This is a genomic window from Cellulosimicrobium sp. NPDC057862 (assembly GCF_042797035.1).
Classification (GTDB): Bacteria; Actinomycetota; Actinomycetes; order Actinomycetales; family Cellulomonadaceae; genus Cellulosimicrobium.
On sequence record NZ_JBHVMH010000009.1, the window covers coordinates 143039 to 157463 of the forward strand.

Here is a 14425-nt window from a genome sequence, read left to right on the forward strand (position 1 = left end):
TCAGCGGCGACGCGCACCCCGGCGCTCGTCGTCCCCGCCGAGGGCTGCACCGAGCGCGGCCAGCACGAGCAGGTCGACCGTCAGCCCGGCGACGCCGACCCACTGCAACGCGCGGGACACGAGGAGCTGGGTGAGCAGCAGGGAGACGAGCACGCCGCGCCGGACCCAGGCGGCGCCCGCGCGCCGTGCGTCGGGTCGGCCGCCCCGCGCCACGACCACGCCCACCACGACGCACGCGACCGTCCCGGCCACCCCGGCGACGATCCCGGCGCCGACCCACAGCGGCACGTCGACGTCCCCGGAGAGCACGCGGACGCCCGCGAGCAGCGACCCGAGCGCGGTCCCCACCACGAGGACCACGACGACGACCGCCGCCCAGCGCCGGTCGAGCGCCGCCGCGAACCAGGACGACGCACGACGCACGAGCACGCGGACCGGGTCGGGGAGGTCGACGTCGTCGCGCGGCACGGCCTCGACGAGCGCCGCGACCTCGGCCGCCCCGGGCTCGCCCCGACCGAGCGCGACGAGCGCCCGGGCCTCGTCGCGCGCGTCGTCGGTGAACCCGCCCGCGACGCCCGCGACCGCGCGGTCCGTCGCGACCGCGAGGTACTCGGCCGGGTGGTGGCGGCGCCGCCCGTGCAGCGCCTCGACCACGAGCACGAGGACCACGACGGTCGCGTAGATGAGCGCCGCGGTCGGCTGGTAGAAGTAGTCGTTGTCCGCCGTGACGAACTTGCCGATCTCGTCGACGAACAGCCCGAAGCCCACGCCGCCGAGCACCGCCCCGAGCGACCGCAGCGCCGGGCCGACGAACGACAGCAGCACGACGACCGCGAGCGCCATCGCGAGCCCGCCCCAGAGCACGTGCGCCACGTGCAGGTCTCCCCCACCCACCTGCGGGTACCCGGAGGCGGCGAGCAGGAAGCGGGTGACGAGGACGGTCGCGACGGTCACGACGAGGAACGTCACGAGGTGGCGCGTCGCGGCGGTGTCGCGCGCGACGCCGAGGCGCAGCGCGCGTCCCCGCCGGGTCACCCCCGCGGGGACGCGTGCCGCGCCGTCGCTCACCGCTTGCGCTTCTCCCGCACGCGGACGCTGATCTCGATGGGCGTGCCCTCGAACCCGAACGTCTCGCGCAGGCGGCGCTCGATGAACCGGCGGTACCCGGCCTCGAGGAAGCCGGTCGCGAAGATCACGAACCGCGGCGGCCGCGTGGACGCCTGGGTCGCGAAGAGGATGCGGGGCTGCTTGCCGCCGCGCAGCGGGTGCGGGTGGGCGGCGACGAGCTCGCCGAGGAACGCGTTGAGGCGTCCGGTCGGGATGCGCGTGTCCCACGACTCGAGCGAGCGCTGGATCGCGGGCACGAGCCGGTCGGTGTGCCAGCCGGTGCGCGCGGAGACGTTGACGCGCGGCGCCCACTGCACCTGGACCAGGTCCTTCTCGATCTCGCGCTCGAGGAACGGCCGGCGGTCCTCGTCCATGAGGTCCCACTTGTTGTAGGCGATGACGAGGGCGCGCCCGGCGTCGACCACCTGCGAGATGACGCGCGTGTCCTGCTCCGTGAGCGGGACCGACGCGTCGACGAGCACGACCGCGAGCTCGGCCTTCTCGATCGCGGCCTGCGTGCGCAGCGACGCGTAGAAGTCGGCACCCTTGGTCTGGTGCACGCGGCGGCGGATGCCGGCGGTGTCGACGAGGACGTAGGGGACGTCCTTGATCGTCACGAGCTCGTCGACGGGGTCGCGCGTCGTGCCGGCGATCTCGTCGACGACCACGCGGTCGGCGCCGGCGATCTTGTTGAGCAGCGACGACTTGCCGACGTTGGGACGCCCGATGAGCGCGACGCGGCGCGGCCCGGTCGGGCGCACCTCGCCGTGCTCCGACTCGGTCGGCAGGGCGGCCATGGCGGCGTCGAGCAGGTCGCCGGTCCCGCGGCCGTGCAGCGCGGACACCGGGTACGGCTCGCCGAGCCCCAGGCTCCACAGGTACGCCGCGTCCGCCTCGCCGGACTGGCCGTCGACCTTGTTGGCGCACAGCACCACCGGCTTGCCGGACTCGCGCAGCAGGCGCACGACGCGCTCGTCCGTGGACGTGGCGCCCACCGTCGCGTCGACGACGAACAGCACGGCGTCCGCGAGCGAGATCGCGACCTCGGCCTGCTCGGCGACCTTCGACTCGATGCCCGCTACGTCGACCTCCCAGCCGCCGGTGTCCACGAGGGTGAAGCGCCGCCCCGCCCACTCGGCGGGGTAGCTCACGCGGTCGCGCGTGACCCCCGGCTTGTCCTCGACGACGGCCTCGCGACGACCGATGATGCGGTTGACGAGCGTCGACTTGCCGACGTTCGGGCGGCCGACCACGGCGAGCACGGGCAGGGGCGCCTCGGGCTCGTAGCCCTCGATCACCTCGCCGTCGGCGTCCAGGAGGACGAGGTCCGTGTCCTCGAGCTCGTAGTCCTCGAGGCCGGCGCGCAGCGCGCGCTCGCGCGTCGCGTCGTCCGCCGAGTCCGCGAGGTCAGCGGGCGCCAGGGGATCCGCGGCCTGCCCGGCGGCGTCGATCTGTCCGGGCGTGCCGGGCTGGGCGGGGTCGGGTGTGGTCATGGCATCCATTCTCCCAGGCCGCGGGCCGGGCTCCGAACCCGGCCCGTCGGCGCGCCCTCCAGGGTCTCCGCGGCGGCCCGGTTCAGCCGGTCCGGTCGTCGCGCCCCGACGCCGCGCGGGCGGCGAGCCGGAGGACCACGGCGCGCACGACGTCGTCGGGGACGGGCTCGGCGAGGGAGAACCGCAGCGTCCCCTTGCCGTCCTGGTAGCGAGCGATCCGGCGCGCCAGCTCGTCGTCGGTCTCGGGTACCGGGTAGAGCGAGACGTGGTGGGCCCAGCCGGCGAGGTAGACGACGTAGCGGTCGTCGAGCGTGAACGTCGGGATGCCGTAGCTGATGCGCTCGCCGAGCCCGGGCACGGTGTCGTGCACGACGGCGCGCAGGTGGGCGACGACGTCCCGCGCCGGGGGCGCCAGGGTCGCCAGGTAGTCGTCCACGGTCGTGGGCTTGCCCGGGGCGTCGGTCATCCGCTCTCCCCCTCCGCACGTGCTGGCTGGCGTCTGCGACCTCGCGGCGGCACGGCCCGCGGTCGGCTACGCGCGAACCTACCGCGCGGAGGGCGCCCCCGCGAGGCGCACGAGCACCACGCCCGCGACGACGAGGACGCCACCGGCCGCCTGCACGAGGCTCGGCGCCTCTCCGAGGAGCAGCCACGCGATGACGACGGCGAACAGCACCTCGGACAGCCCGACGAAGGACGCGAGGCGCTCCCCCATGCGCACGGTCGCGGCCACGCCGGAGACGTACGCGAACGCCGTCGCCACGAGCACGACGACGGCGAGCGGCACGTACCAGGGCGCGGACGACCCGAGCAGCACGACGTCGACGAACGGCGCGGCGAAGGGCAGCACGCCCACGAGGCCGGCAGCGCCGAGCGCGAGCGCCCCGACTCCCAGCCCCGACGCGGCGAGCGCGACGGGCGGCAGCCGGGTCGGGCGGGCCGACAGGACGAAGTAGGCACCCAGGCCCACGGCCGCGCCGAGGGCGAAGAGAACCCCGACGAGGTCGGGGCGCGCGCCGGCGGGGTCCACGACGAGCACCAGCCCGGCGACCGCGACGACGCAGCCCGCGAGCGTGAGCCGTGGCGGGACGTGGCGCGTGCGCAGCCACGCGAGCCCCACGAGCAGCACGGGGGCGAGGTACTCGACGAGCAGCGCGATCCCGACGGGCATGCGCGCGACGGCCGCGAAGTAGCAGAGCTGCGTCCCGGCGACCGCGACCAGGCCGAACCCGAGGACGAGGCGCCACTCCTCGCGCAGCAGGCGGCGGCTGCCTCGCAGCGCGACCGCCGCGACCGGGGCGAGGACGAGCGCCGAGCACAGCGCCCGCGCGAAGACGGCCGCGCCCGGCGTCCACCCGGCCTCGAGCAGCGGCTTGACGAAGGGGCCGCTCGCACCGAACGCGAGCGCGGACGCGAGGCCGACGAGGACGCCCGTCCCTGGGCGGTCGCCCACGACGTGCGCCACCGCGCGGCCGGTGCTCACGACGCCGCCCGCCGCTCCCGGTTCGGGTCGTCCGTGGGCAGCGCCAGGCCTGTGGTGGCGACGGTGTCCGCGACGAGCTCCGCGAGGGCGGTGCGGATCCGCTCGTTCGCGTCCTCGAGCGCCCGCTTGCCGCTCACGCCGGGCGCCCGCTCGACGGCGAACGGCTCGCCGAACCGGACGACGAGCCGGCGGCGCAGCCCCGGGATCCGGTTGACGCCCTCGCCCGTGCGGCGCGTGCCGAGCACGGCGACGGGGACGACCCGCGCACCCCCGTTGAGCGCGAGCCACGCGACCCCCGCGCGCGCCGACGTCGCGTCGCCGCGGCCGCGGTTGCCCTCCGGGAACACGCCGACCGCACCGTCCCGGCGCAGCACGCCCAGCCCGGTCGCGAGCGCGCGCCGGCCGCCGCTGCGGTCCACAGGGATCTGGCCGGCGGCGCGCAGGACCCATCCGACCGGCCCGACGAACATCTCCTCCTTGACGAGGACGTGCAGCGGGCGGGGAGCGACGCCGAGCACGATCGGCCCGTCGACCACCCCCGTGTGGTTCGCCGCGAGCACGACGGGGCCGTCGGCCGGAACGTTCTCCGCGCCGACGACCCGGGTCGACCACACGACGCGCGCGAGGAAGCGGCCGACCCAGCGTGACCAGGCGGGTCCCGCGGGCGACGGCACCCGCACGCCGGGCGAGCCCGTGCTCACGAGCCCTGGCGCGGGCCGACCACCCGCCCGGTGACCTGCTCGACGACGGCGAGCACGGCGTCGATCGTCTGCTCCAGGTCGAGCTCGGACGAGTCGACGGTCACGACCCCGTCGGCCGCGACCTGGAACTGCGAGACCGTCGCGTCGTCGCGGTCCCGGCGCAGCACCTGGTCCTTGGTCGCCTCGACGGCGGCGGCGTCCGCCGTCCCGTGCACGTCGAGGGAGCGGCGCGCCAGGCGCGCCTCCTCGCTCGCGGTGAGCAGGACGCGCGCGTCCGCGTCGGGCGCGACGACGGTCGTGATGTCCCGGCCCTCGGCCACGACGCCACGCCCCTCGGCGAACCCGGACGACGTGCGCTCGGCCTCGATCACCGCGCGCTGGAGGCGCCGCAGCTCCGCGCGGACGTCGAGGTTGGTCGCGACGGCGCTCACGGCCGTGGAGATCTCCGTGGAGCGGATCGCCTCGCCGACGTCGGTGCCGTCCACGTGCACCGTCGGCCCGGACGGGTCCAGCCCCATGACCAGGGGCATCACACGCACGGCGTGCGCGACCGCCGCCTGGTCGGTGAGGTCCTCGCCGCGGTGCAGGCACCACCAGGTCGCCGCGCGGTACATCGCGCCCGTGTCGAGGTACGCGAGCCCGAGCCGGCGCGCGACGCCCTTGGACACGCTCGACTTGCCGGACCCCGAGGGTCCGTCGACCGCGATCGTCAGCGCGGCGCCCACGGTGCTCGCCTCCCCCGCGCTCACTGGGCCAGGTCCTTGCGCAGCGACGTGGCACCGTGCAGGTACACGTGCTGGACGGCCGACCGCTCGACGTCGAGGTCGGCGTGCGCCATGAGGCGTACGACGCGCGGCAGCGCGTGCGGCACCGCGATCTCCGTCGCGCACATGAGCGGCACGTCGCCGAGCCCCATCTCGCGCGCCGCGGCGGCCGGGAAGTCGGCGACGAGGTCGGGCGTGCACGTGAAGAGGATCGAGATGAGCGCGTCGGTGTCGACGGCGTTCGCGTCGAGGACCTCCTGGACGAGCTCGCGCGTGCGCTCGAAGAGGTGCTCGCGCTCGTCGACGTCGAGCTGGGTCGCGCCCCGGATCGCCCGGACCGGCATGGGTGGTGCTCCTTCAGTGCGGGACGGCCCGCCTCACGGCGGTCCGTCGGGAGGGTGGTGCAGGAGACGTGGGGAGCTGGGGCCCTAGAGCCCGACGCCCGCCATGAGGCTGCCGAGCTCGGTCCGGCCGAGGACGCGCGTCGTCCCCGGACGCAGGTTGCCGAGCGCGATGGGGCCGATGCGCGTGCGCACGAGGCGCGTCACGGGGAAGCCGACCTCCTCGAACATGCGCCGCACGACGCGGTTGCGCCCGGAGTGCAGCACGACCTCGATCATGGTCTGGTCCGCGACCTGGTCCACGACCCGGTACGCGTCGGCGCGCACGACCCCGTCCTCGAGCTCGATGCCGTGCAGGAACTTGTTGGCGACGTTGCCCGGCACCTTGCCACGCACGGTGACGAGGTAGGTCTTGGCGACCTCGTGCGACGGGTGGGCGAGGTGGTTCGCGAGCTCGCCGTCGTTCGTCAGCAGGAGCAGGCCCTCGCTGTCCGCGTCGAGCCGCCCGACGTGGAAGAGGCGCTCGGAGCGGTCCGCGACGAGCTCGGCGATGGACGGTCGACCGTCGGGGTCGTGCATCGTCGACACGACGCCGCGCGGCTTGTTGAGGGCGAGCGTCACGCGCGACGAGTCGAGCTGGAGCCGCATCCCGTCCACGTGCACGACGGCGCGTTCCGGGTCGATCCGCACGCCCAGCTCGCTCACGCGGACGCCGTCGACCTCGACCCGCCCCTGGGAGATGAGCTCCTCGCACGCGCGGCGCGACCCGAGCCCCGCAGAGGCGAGCACCTTCTGGAGGCGCACGCCGTCCTCGACGTGCACGTCCCGCTGCGGTTCCGTGGGCTGCGCGCGCCCCGGGCGCCGCGGTCGTCCGCCCTGCTGCCCGCCGCGCGACGGCGTGGTGCCGCGCCCCGCGCCCTGGCCACCACGGCCGGCGCCCGTGCCCCGGCCCGCGGACGTGCCCTTCGACCCGGAGCCGGCCCCCCGCGGGGCGCCGCCCGAGCGTGCGGCGTCACCGCGTCGCGGGCCACCGCGACGCGCGTCGCCCGCTCCGTCGCGCGGGGAGCGCCCGCGCCCCCCGTCACCGGGCTGGCGTCCGTCCTTCGAGCTCATGCGTGTCCTTCGTCCGTCGTGTCCTGCGCGGCGTCGTGCGCCACGTCGTGCGGCGTCGGGGCCGACGCCGGTGCGTCGTCCCCGTCGTCAGCCGCGCCGTCGGAGAGGTCCGTCGCGGGCGCGACGGCTGCTGCCCGCGCAGGCCCGCGCAGGTCGGCGAGCCCGTCCAGGCCCTCGAGGTCGTCCATGTCCGGCAGGTGCGGCGCGAGCGGGGGCAGCTCGTCGAGCGACGTGAAGCCCATGCGCTCGAGGAAGTAGCCCGTGGTGCCGAACAGGCCGGCGCCGGTGTGCGGGTCCTGACCGACCTCGGCCACGAGCCCGCGCGCCACGAGCGTGCGCACCACGCCGTCCACGTTGACCCCTCGCACCGCCGACACCTGGCCGCGGCTGACCGGTTGACGGTACGCGATCACGGCCAGAGTCTCCAACGCCGCCTGCGTGAGCCGCGCCGTCTGGCCGCCCTGGACGAACCGACCCACGACCTCCGCGTGCGCGGGCGCGGAGTAGACCCGCCAGCCGCCGCCCGCCGCACGCAGCTCGAACCCGCGGGGTCGCCCGCCGTCGTCGCCGCGGTACTCGGCGGCCAGGTCGTGCAGCGTGCTCAGCACGTCGTCGACCGAGACCGCGAGCGCCGCGGCGAGCTCGACCACCGGGATCGGTTCGTCCGCGACCATGAGCACGGCCTCCAGTGCGGCGGGCAAGCCACCGGGAAGGTCGTGCACGGCCGGCGCGAGGACCTCGTCGAGGGCGGGGGCGCCGTCGGGCTGCGTCACGCGGGGACCTCCTGGGCGGTGGGTTCGAAGGCGTCGACGGGTTCGGCGTCGCCCTCGTCGAACTCGCTGCCGACGTCGGCGAGCGCGGGCTCGGGCGCGTCGTCGCCCGACCACCGCACGGTGAGCTCGCCGAGCGGCGTCACCTGGTCGAACGCGACGAGCGCCTGGCGGAAGAGCTCGAGCAGCGCGAGGAACCGGGCGACGACCACGGCCGTCTCCCCCGCGTCCGCGACGAGGGCGCGGAACGTCGTCGTGCCGTGGCTGCGGACCCTGTCCACGACGATGCCCGCCTGCTCGCGCACGCTCACCGCGGGCGCGTGCAGGTGGTCGAGCGAGACGCCGGGCGGGGGCGCCTTGGGCGCGAGCGCCCGGGCCGCGAGCGCGGCGAGCTGGTCAGGCCCCATGGTCCACACGAGCTCGGGCAGCAGTGCGGCGAGGTGCGGCTCGAGCTGCACGACGCGCGGGAAGCGGCGGCCCGCGCTCTCGAACCGCTCCGCGAGGACGCCCGACACGTCCTTGTACGCGCGGTACTGGAGGAGGCGCGCGAACAGCAGGTCGCGCGCCTCGAGCAGCGCGAGGTCCTCGTCGTCCTCGACGCTGCCCGTGGGCAGCAGGCGCGCGGCCTTGAGGTCGAGCAGGGTCGCCGCGACGACGAGGAACTCGCTCGCGGTCCCGAGGTCCCACCCCGGGTGGTCCTCGCCCGCGGCCCGCGCGGCGGCGGCCGCGCGCTCGGCGTCACGGATGTAGGCGATGAAGTCGTCGGTCACGCGCGCGAGCGCGACCTCGGTGATGTCGAGCTTGTGCTTGGTGATGAGGGACAGCAAGAGGTCGAACGGGCCGCTGAAGTTGTCGAGGCGGACCTCGAAGCCCGTCCGTGCCGGCGAGGACGAGCCGGGCCGTGACTCGGGCGGCGCGTCAGGCGGCGTCGCCACGGGCGACCAGCTCCCGGGCGAGCTGCCGGTAGGCGACGGCGCCGGGGTGCGTCGGCGCGTAGACGGTGATGGGCTCGGCCGCGACGGACGCGTCGGGGAACTTCACGGTGCGCCCGATGACGGTCTGGAGCAGCTTGTCGCCGAACGCCTCGTGCACGCGCGCCACGACCTCGCGCGAGTGCAGCGTGCGCGAGTCGAACATCGTCGCGAGGATCCCGTCGACCTCGAGGCGCGGGTTGAGCCGGTCGCGCACCTTCTCGATCGTCTCGACGAGCAGCGCCACGCCGCGCAGCGCGAAGAACTCGCACTCGAGCGGGATGAGCACGCCGTGCGCGGCGGTGAGCGCGTTGACCGTGAGCAGGCCGAGCGAGGGCTGGCAGTCCACGAGGATGACGTCGTAGTCGTCGACGACGGGCCGCAGCACGCGCGACAGCACGGACTCGCGCGCGACCTCGCCGACGAGCTGGACCTCGGCGGCCGACAGGTCGATGTTGGCGGGCAGGAGGTCGAGGTTCTCGACGTCCGTCGGGACGAGCACGTCGTGGATGTCCGCGCCCCGCTCCATGAGCAGGTTGTAGACCGTGCGGTCGAGCTCGTGCGGGTTGACGCCGAGCCCGACGGACGCGGCTCCCTGCGGGTCGAAGTCGACGAGCAGGACCTTGCGGCCGTACTCGGCGAGCGTCGCACCGAGGTTGATGGTGGTCGTCGTCTTGCCGACGCCGCCCTTCTGGTTGCACATTGCGATGATGCGCCCGGGTCCGTGCGACGCGAGGGGCGCGGGGACCGGGAACTCGGGCAGGGGGCGGCCGACCACGTCGGTAGGCGCCTCGGTCGCCTCGCGGCTCGCGCCGTTCGTGGCGTGGTCGACGACGGGTGCGACGTCGCGCTCGGAGGGGGTCACGGGGGCGGCCGGACGGACGGCGTCGCCGTGCGAGCTCTGCGCGCCGCGCGTCTCGGGCTGGGTCTCGGCCTGGCTGCTCACGCTCGCCACGGTATCGCAGGACCTCGCCGCCGCTCGTGCGCACGCGCCCGCGCGCCGCGTTCCCGCCCGTCGCTCCGGGAACGGCTCCGTCAGCCCAGCGCGCGAGGGTGGGCGGCGGCGTACACCTCGCGCAGCGTGTCCGGGGTCACGAGCGTGTAGATCTGCGTCGTCGTGACCGACGCGTGCCCCAGGAGCTCCTGGACGACCCGCACGTCCGCGCCGCCCGCGAGCAGGTGGGTCGCGAACGAGTGCCGCAGCGTGTGCGGCGAGATCCGCTCGGGATGGTCGATGCCCGCGCGCTCCGCGGCGGTGCGCAGCACGGCCCAGGCGCTCTGCCGCGACAGCCGCGCGCCCCGCGTGTTGAGGAAGACGGCGGGCGTGCCGCGCCCGTGCGCGGCGAGCGCCGCACGGCCACGCACCAGGTAGGCGTCGAGCGCGCGCCGGGCGAACGACCCGACGGGCACCACGCGCTCCTTGCCGCCCTTGCCGAGCAGGCGGACGGCGCCGGTGCCGAGGTCGAGGTCGTCGACGTCGAGGCTCACGGCCTCGGTGATGCGCGCGCCGGTCGAGTAGACGAGCTCGAGCAGCGCCCGGTCGCGCAGCGGGGCGGCGCCGTCGCCGACGCCGGAGGCCTCGAGGATCCGCGCGACCTCGTCGGTCGAGATCGCCTTGGGCAGCCGCTTGCCCTGCGCCGGCGGGCGCACGTCGGCGGACGCGTCGGCGTCGGCCAGGCCCTCCGCGGCGCAGAAGCGGTGCCAGCCGCGCACGGCGGCCACGGACCGGGCGGTGGACGACGGCGAGAGGCTCGCCCCGCCGTCGGCCCCGGTCCGCAACGCGGTGACGTACGCCGCGACGTCGTCCGCCTCGACCTCGCGCACGGCGTGGTTGCCGCGCGCGGCGAGGAACGCGACGTAGCGCGCGAGGTCGCGCCGGTAGGCGGCGACGGTGTTCGCGGACAGGCCGCGCTCGACGGCGAGGTGCGCGAGGTACTCGCGCGCGGCGCGGTCCAGCGCCTCGGGCACGTGCGCCTCGCCGGACCCCATCGTCCTACCGCCCTCCCGGCACGGCCGGGCTCACAGCGGGAGGAAGACGTCGACCGCCACCGCGACGAAGAGCAGGGTGAGGTACGTGATCGAGGCGTGGAAGACCTTCATCTCCCCGACCTTGCCGCCCTTGCCGTCGGCCTTGTCCCGCGCGCGGCGGAGCATGGTCACGCACGAGGACAGGAACCAGGCTCCGAGCACCGTGGCGACGACGCCGTAGACCCACGTCATGCCGGCGAGCGGCCACAGCGCGAGCGACGAGGCGATCATCGCGACGCTGTAGACGATCATCTCGCGCGCGACCTTACGGTCGTCCGCGACGACGGGGAGCATCGGCACGCCGGCGTTGGCGTAGTCGCGCTTGAACTTCATGGAGAGCGGCCAGTAGTGCGGCGGCGTCCAGAAGAAGATGACGAGGAACAGCGCGAGCGCCGCCCAGCTCAGCGAGCCCGTGACCGCGGACCAGCCGATGAGCACCGGCATGCAGCCCGCGATCCCGCCCCAGACGATGTTCTGCGGCGTGCGGCGCTTGAGGATCATCGTGTAGCCGACGACGTAGATCGCGATCGCCGCGAAGGTCAGCCAGGCCGAGACGACGTTGACCAGGAGCGCGAACCACACGAGCGACACGACGCCGAGGACGGTCGCGAAGACCAGCGCGGCGCGCGGCGTCACCTCGCCCGTGACGAGGGGGCGCCGCTTGGTGCGGTTCATGACCTCGTCGATGTCGCGGTCGAGGTAGCAGTTGTAGACGTTGGCCGAGGCCGCGGCGAGCGTGCCGCCCACCAGCGTCGCGAGGATCAGCCCGATGCCCGGCAGCCCCCGCTGAGCCAGGATCATCGTCGGCACCGTGGTCACGAGGAGGAGCTCGATGATGCGCGGCTTCGTCAGCGCGACGTAGGCGCCGAGGCGTTCACGCACGGTGCGGGCCGCGCGCACCGCCTCGGCCGTCGGGGCGACGGAGGTCGCGGGGCTCGTCGGCGAGGACGGCTGCTGGGTCGACGCGGCGCCAGACGGGCTTCCGGTCCCGTCGATCGGTGCCTGGCTCGTGGTGTGCACGCGCTTCGGTGTTCCGTTCTGAGGTGGGGGGCGAGCTGGGACGGACCGCCGGTCGTCCTCGCTCATCGTACGTCCCCGCCTGCGCCGGGGCCGACCGGACGGGCCGGGCGATTGTGTGACATCCGACCGAAATCCAGCACGTGGGCACCGCCCGGGCACGAACGGCGTCCGCGTATAGGCTGGGTCTGCAACCGTCCCGCGTCGGACCGCCCGTCAGGACCTGTGGCCCGCGGACGACGTGACCGGCACCGGGCCGCCCCGCCCCCTGAGGCGTGAGGCCGGGAAATGTTCAACGGTTGTTTCGAGTTGTCGCGAGGATCCGGGGCGCGCGCTCCGGACGGGAATGAGGTTCGGTGAACGCGTTGTCCCCTGCTCACACGCCCCTGGACTGGACGGACCTGGACGACCGGGCCGTCAAGACGATCAAGGCGCTCGCCGCCGACGCGGTGGAGAAGGTGGGCAACGGCCACCCCGGCACCGCGATCTCGCTGGCCCCGGCCGCCTACCTCCTGTTCCAGAAGGTCATGCGCCACGACCCGTCGGACGACCACTGGGTCGGCCGCGACCGGTTCGTGCTCTCGGCGGGCCACTCGTCGCTCACGATCTACCTCCAGCTCTTCCTCGCCGGGTACGGCCTGGAGATGGCAGACATCGAGGCGCTGCGCACGTGGGGCTCCCAGACCCCCGGCCACCCCGAGTACAAGCACACCCGCGGCGTCGAGATCACGACCGGCCCGCTCGGCCAGGGCCTCGCGTCCTCCGTCGGCATGGCCTTCGCGGCCCGCCGCGAGCGCGGCCTGCTCGACCCGTCGACCGCCCCGGGCGAGTCGCCGTTCGACCACCACGTCTACGTCATCGCGTCCGACGGCGACCTCCAGGAGGGCGTGACGAGCGAGGCCTCCTCGCTCGCCGGCCACCAGCAGCTCGGCAACCTCGTCGTCATCTGGGACGACAACAAGATCTCCATCGAGGACGACACGGACATCGCGTTCACCGAGGACGTCCTCGCGCGCTACGCGGCGTACGGCTGGCACACCCAGCGCGTCGACTGGACCAACGGCGGCACCGGCTACGGCGAGGACGTCGACGCGCTGCACGCCGCGATCGAGGCCGCCAAGGCCGAGACCGGCAAGCCGTCGATCATCGCGCTGCGCACGATCATCGGCTACCCGTCGCCGACCAAGCAGAACACCGGCGGCATCCACGGCTCGGCCATGGGCGCCGACGAGATCAAGGGCCTGAAGATCGAGCTCGGCCTCGACCCCGAGGCGAGCTTCGCGATCGACGACGAGGTGCTCGCGTACACGCGCGCCGTCGGCGAGCGCCAGGGCGACGCGCGCGCGACCTGGGACACGGCCTTCACCGCGTGGAAGACCGCGAACCCCTCGGGCGCCGAGCTCCTCGGCCGCCTCGAGAACCGCGAGCTCCCGGCCGGCTGGGAGGACGCGCTGCCGACGTTCGAGGCGGGCAAGGCCGTCGCGACGCGCTCCGCGTCCGGCAAGGTCCTCACCGCGCTCAAGGACGTGCTCCCCGAGCTGTGGGGCGGCTCGGCCGACCTCGCCGGCTCGAACAACACGACCATGGACGGCGAGCCGTCGTTCGTGCCGGTCGAGCACGCGACGAAGAAGTTCCCGGGCCACGAGTACGGCCGCACGCTGCACTTCGGCATCCGCGAGCACGCCATGGGCGCGATCCTCAACGGCATCGTCCTGCACGGCGGCACGCGCGCCTACGGCGGCACGTTCCTCCAGTTCAGCGACTACATGCGCCCCGCGGTGCGGCTCGCCGCGCTCATGGAGATCCCGACGACGTTCGTGTGGACGCACGACTCCATCGGCCTCGGCGAGGACGGCCCGACGCACCAGCCGGTCGAGCACCTCGCGGCGCTGCGCGCGATCCCGGGCCTCGACGTCGTCCGCCCGGCGGACGCCAACGAGACGTCGTGGGCATGGCGCACGATCCTCGAGAACACCGAGCGCCCGGCGGGCATCATCCTCACGCGCCAGAACGTCCCGACGTTCCCGCGTGGCGCCGAGGGCTACGCCGACGCGTCGGGCACCGCCCGGGGCGGCTACGTGCTGCTCGACACCGACGGCACGCCCGACGTCATCCTCATCGGCACCGGCTCCGAGGTGCAGCTCGCCGTCGAGGCGCGCGAGCTGCTCGCCGGCGAGGGCGTGCAGGCGCGCGTCGTCTCGCTGCCGAGCCGCGAGTGGTTCGACGGCCAGGACGCCGCCTACCGCGAGTCGGTCCTCCCGGCCGCCGTCCGCGCGCGCGTCTCCGTCGAGGCGGGCGTGGCGCAGGGCTGGCGCGAGCTCGTCGGGGACGCGGGTCGCACCGTGAGCCTCGAGCACTACGGCGCCTCGGCCGACTACCAGGTGCTGTACCGCGAGTTCGGCATCACGTCCGAGGCCGTCGCCTCGGCGGCGCGCGAGTCGATCGCGGCCGCGCGCGGTGGCGACGCCCCGGGTGCCGCGCCGACGCCCTCGGAGGGTGGCACTGGCGACCAGCGCTGACCCTTCGTAGATTCCGAGGTGGGGCCGTGCGCGGCCCCACCTCGGGACTGCCCCGGGAACCGGCCGCCGTGCGCGACCTCCCGGGAGCACGCCCGCAGCGAGAGCACCACGAGAGGAA

The 14425-nt window shown here is 74.8% G+C and carries 14 protein-coding genes; 1 reads left to right on the forward strand and 13 read right to left on the reverse strand.

Annotated features, from left to right (window positions below; genetic code table 11):
• From ACFVN3_RS13170 to ACFVN3_RS13230, 13 genes are all read right to left on the reverse strand, one after another.
• Window positions 1-1068, reverse strand: a complete 1068-nt coding sequence (locus ACFVN3_RS13170) for a hypothetical protein (RefSeq protein WP_378233306.1) — start codon at window positions 1066-1068, stop codon at window positions 1-3.
• Window positions 1065-2600, reverse strand: coding sequence for a ribosome biogenesis GTPase Der (gene der / locus ACFVN3_RS13175; protein ID WP_378233307.1), 1536 nt, complete (start codon window positions 2598-2600; stop codon window positions 1065-1067). The genes ACFVN3_RS13170 and der overlap by 4 nt, the downstream gene beginning before the upstream one ends.
• Window positions 2601-2682: 82 nt before the next feature.
• Complete coding sequence (locus ACFVN3_RS13180; protein WP_378233308.1) at window positions 2683-3066, reverse strand: iron chaperone; 384 nt, start codon at window positions 3064-3066, stop codon at window positions 2683-2685.
• Between the two features lie 78 nt (window positions 3067-3144).
• Window positions 3145-4083, reverse strand: a complete 939-nt coding sequence (locus ACFVN3_RS13185) for a DMT family transporter (RefSeq protein ID WP_378233309.1) — start codon at window positions 4081-4083, stop codon at window positions 3145-3147.
• Window positions 4080-4784, reverse strand: coding sequence for a lysophospholipid acyltransferase family protein (locus tag ACFVN3_RS13190; protein WP_378233310.1), 705 nt, complete (start codon window positions 4782-4784; stop codon window positions 4080-4082). Before ACFVN3_RS13190 ends, ACFVN3_RS13185 begins: the two co-directional genes overlap by 4 nt.
• A complete protein-coding gene (gene cmk, locus ACFVN3_RS13195) occupies window positions 4781-5533 on the reverse strand; it encodes a (d)CMP kinase (RefSeq protein WP_378233311.1) in 753 nt (250 codons plus the stop codon). Before cmk ends, ACFVN3_RS13190 begins: the two co-directional genes overlap by 4 nt.
• The gene (gene aroH, locus ACFVN3_RS13200) at window positions 5530-5892 is read right to left on the reverse strand and encodes a chorismate mutase (RefSeq protein ID WP_047234608.1); all 363 of its coding nucleotides are present in this window, start codon (window positions 5890-5892) and stop codon (window positions 5530-5532) included. The genes cmk and aroH overlap by 4 nt, the downstream gene beginning before the upstream one ends.
• Before the next feature lie 84 nt (window positions 5893-5976).
• The gene (locus tag ACFVN3_RS13205; protein WP_378233312.1) at window positions 5977-7002 is read right to left on the reverse strand and encodes a pseudouridine synthase; all 1026 of its coding nucleotides are present in this window, start codon (window positions 7000-7002) and stop codon (window positions 5977-5979) included.
• Window positions 6999-7775 (reverse strand): SMC-Scp complex subunit ScpB, encoded by a 777-nt coding sequence (locus tag ACFVN3_RS13210; protein WP_378233313.1) that lies wholly within the window; start codon window positions 7773-7775, stop codon window positions 6999-7001. The genes ACFVN3_RS13205 and ACFVN3_RS13210 overlap by 4 nt, the downstream gene beginning before the upstream one ends.
• The gene (locus ACFVN3_RS13215; protein ID WP_378233314.1) at window positions 7772-8707 is read right to left on the reverse strand and encodes a segregation and condensation protein A; all 936 of its coding nucleotides are present in this window, start codon (window positions 8705-8707) and stop codon (window positions 7772-7774) included. Before ACFVN3_RS13215 ends, ACFVN3_RS13210 begins: the two co-directional genes overlap by 4 nt.
• Window positions 8691-9521, reverse strand: a complete 831-nt coding sequence (locus ACFVN3_RS13220) for a ParA family protein (RefSeq protein ID WP_277511862.1) — start codon at window positions 9519-9521, stop codon at window positions 8691-8693. Before ACFVN3_RS13220 ends, ACFVN3_RS13215 begins: the two co-directional genes overlap by 17 nt.
• Window positions 9522-9778: 257 nt before the next feature.
• Entirely contained in the window at window positions 9779-10732 is a 954-nt protein-coding gene (xerD, locus tag ACFVN3_RS13225) for a site-specific tyrosine recombinase XerD (RefSeq protein WP_378233315.1), read from the reverse strand.
• Window positions 10733-10762: 30 nt separating this feature from the next.
• A complete protein-coding gene (locus tag ACFVN3_RS13230) occupies window positions 10763-11791 on the reverse strand; it encodes a heme o synthase (protein WP_378233316.1) in 1029 nt (342 codons plus the stop codon).
• A 353-nt stretch (window positions 11792-12144) separates the two neighbouring features.
• Here ACFVN3_RS13230 and tkt point away from each other — a divergent pair, with 353 nt between their 5' ends.
• A complete protein-coding gene (gene tkt / locus ACFVN3_RS13235; protein WP_378233317.1) occupies window positions 12145-14307 on the forward strand; it encodes a transketolase in 2163 nt (720 codons plus the stop codon).
• Window positions 14308-14425: the final 118 nt, after the last annotated feature.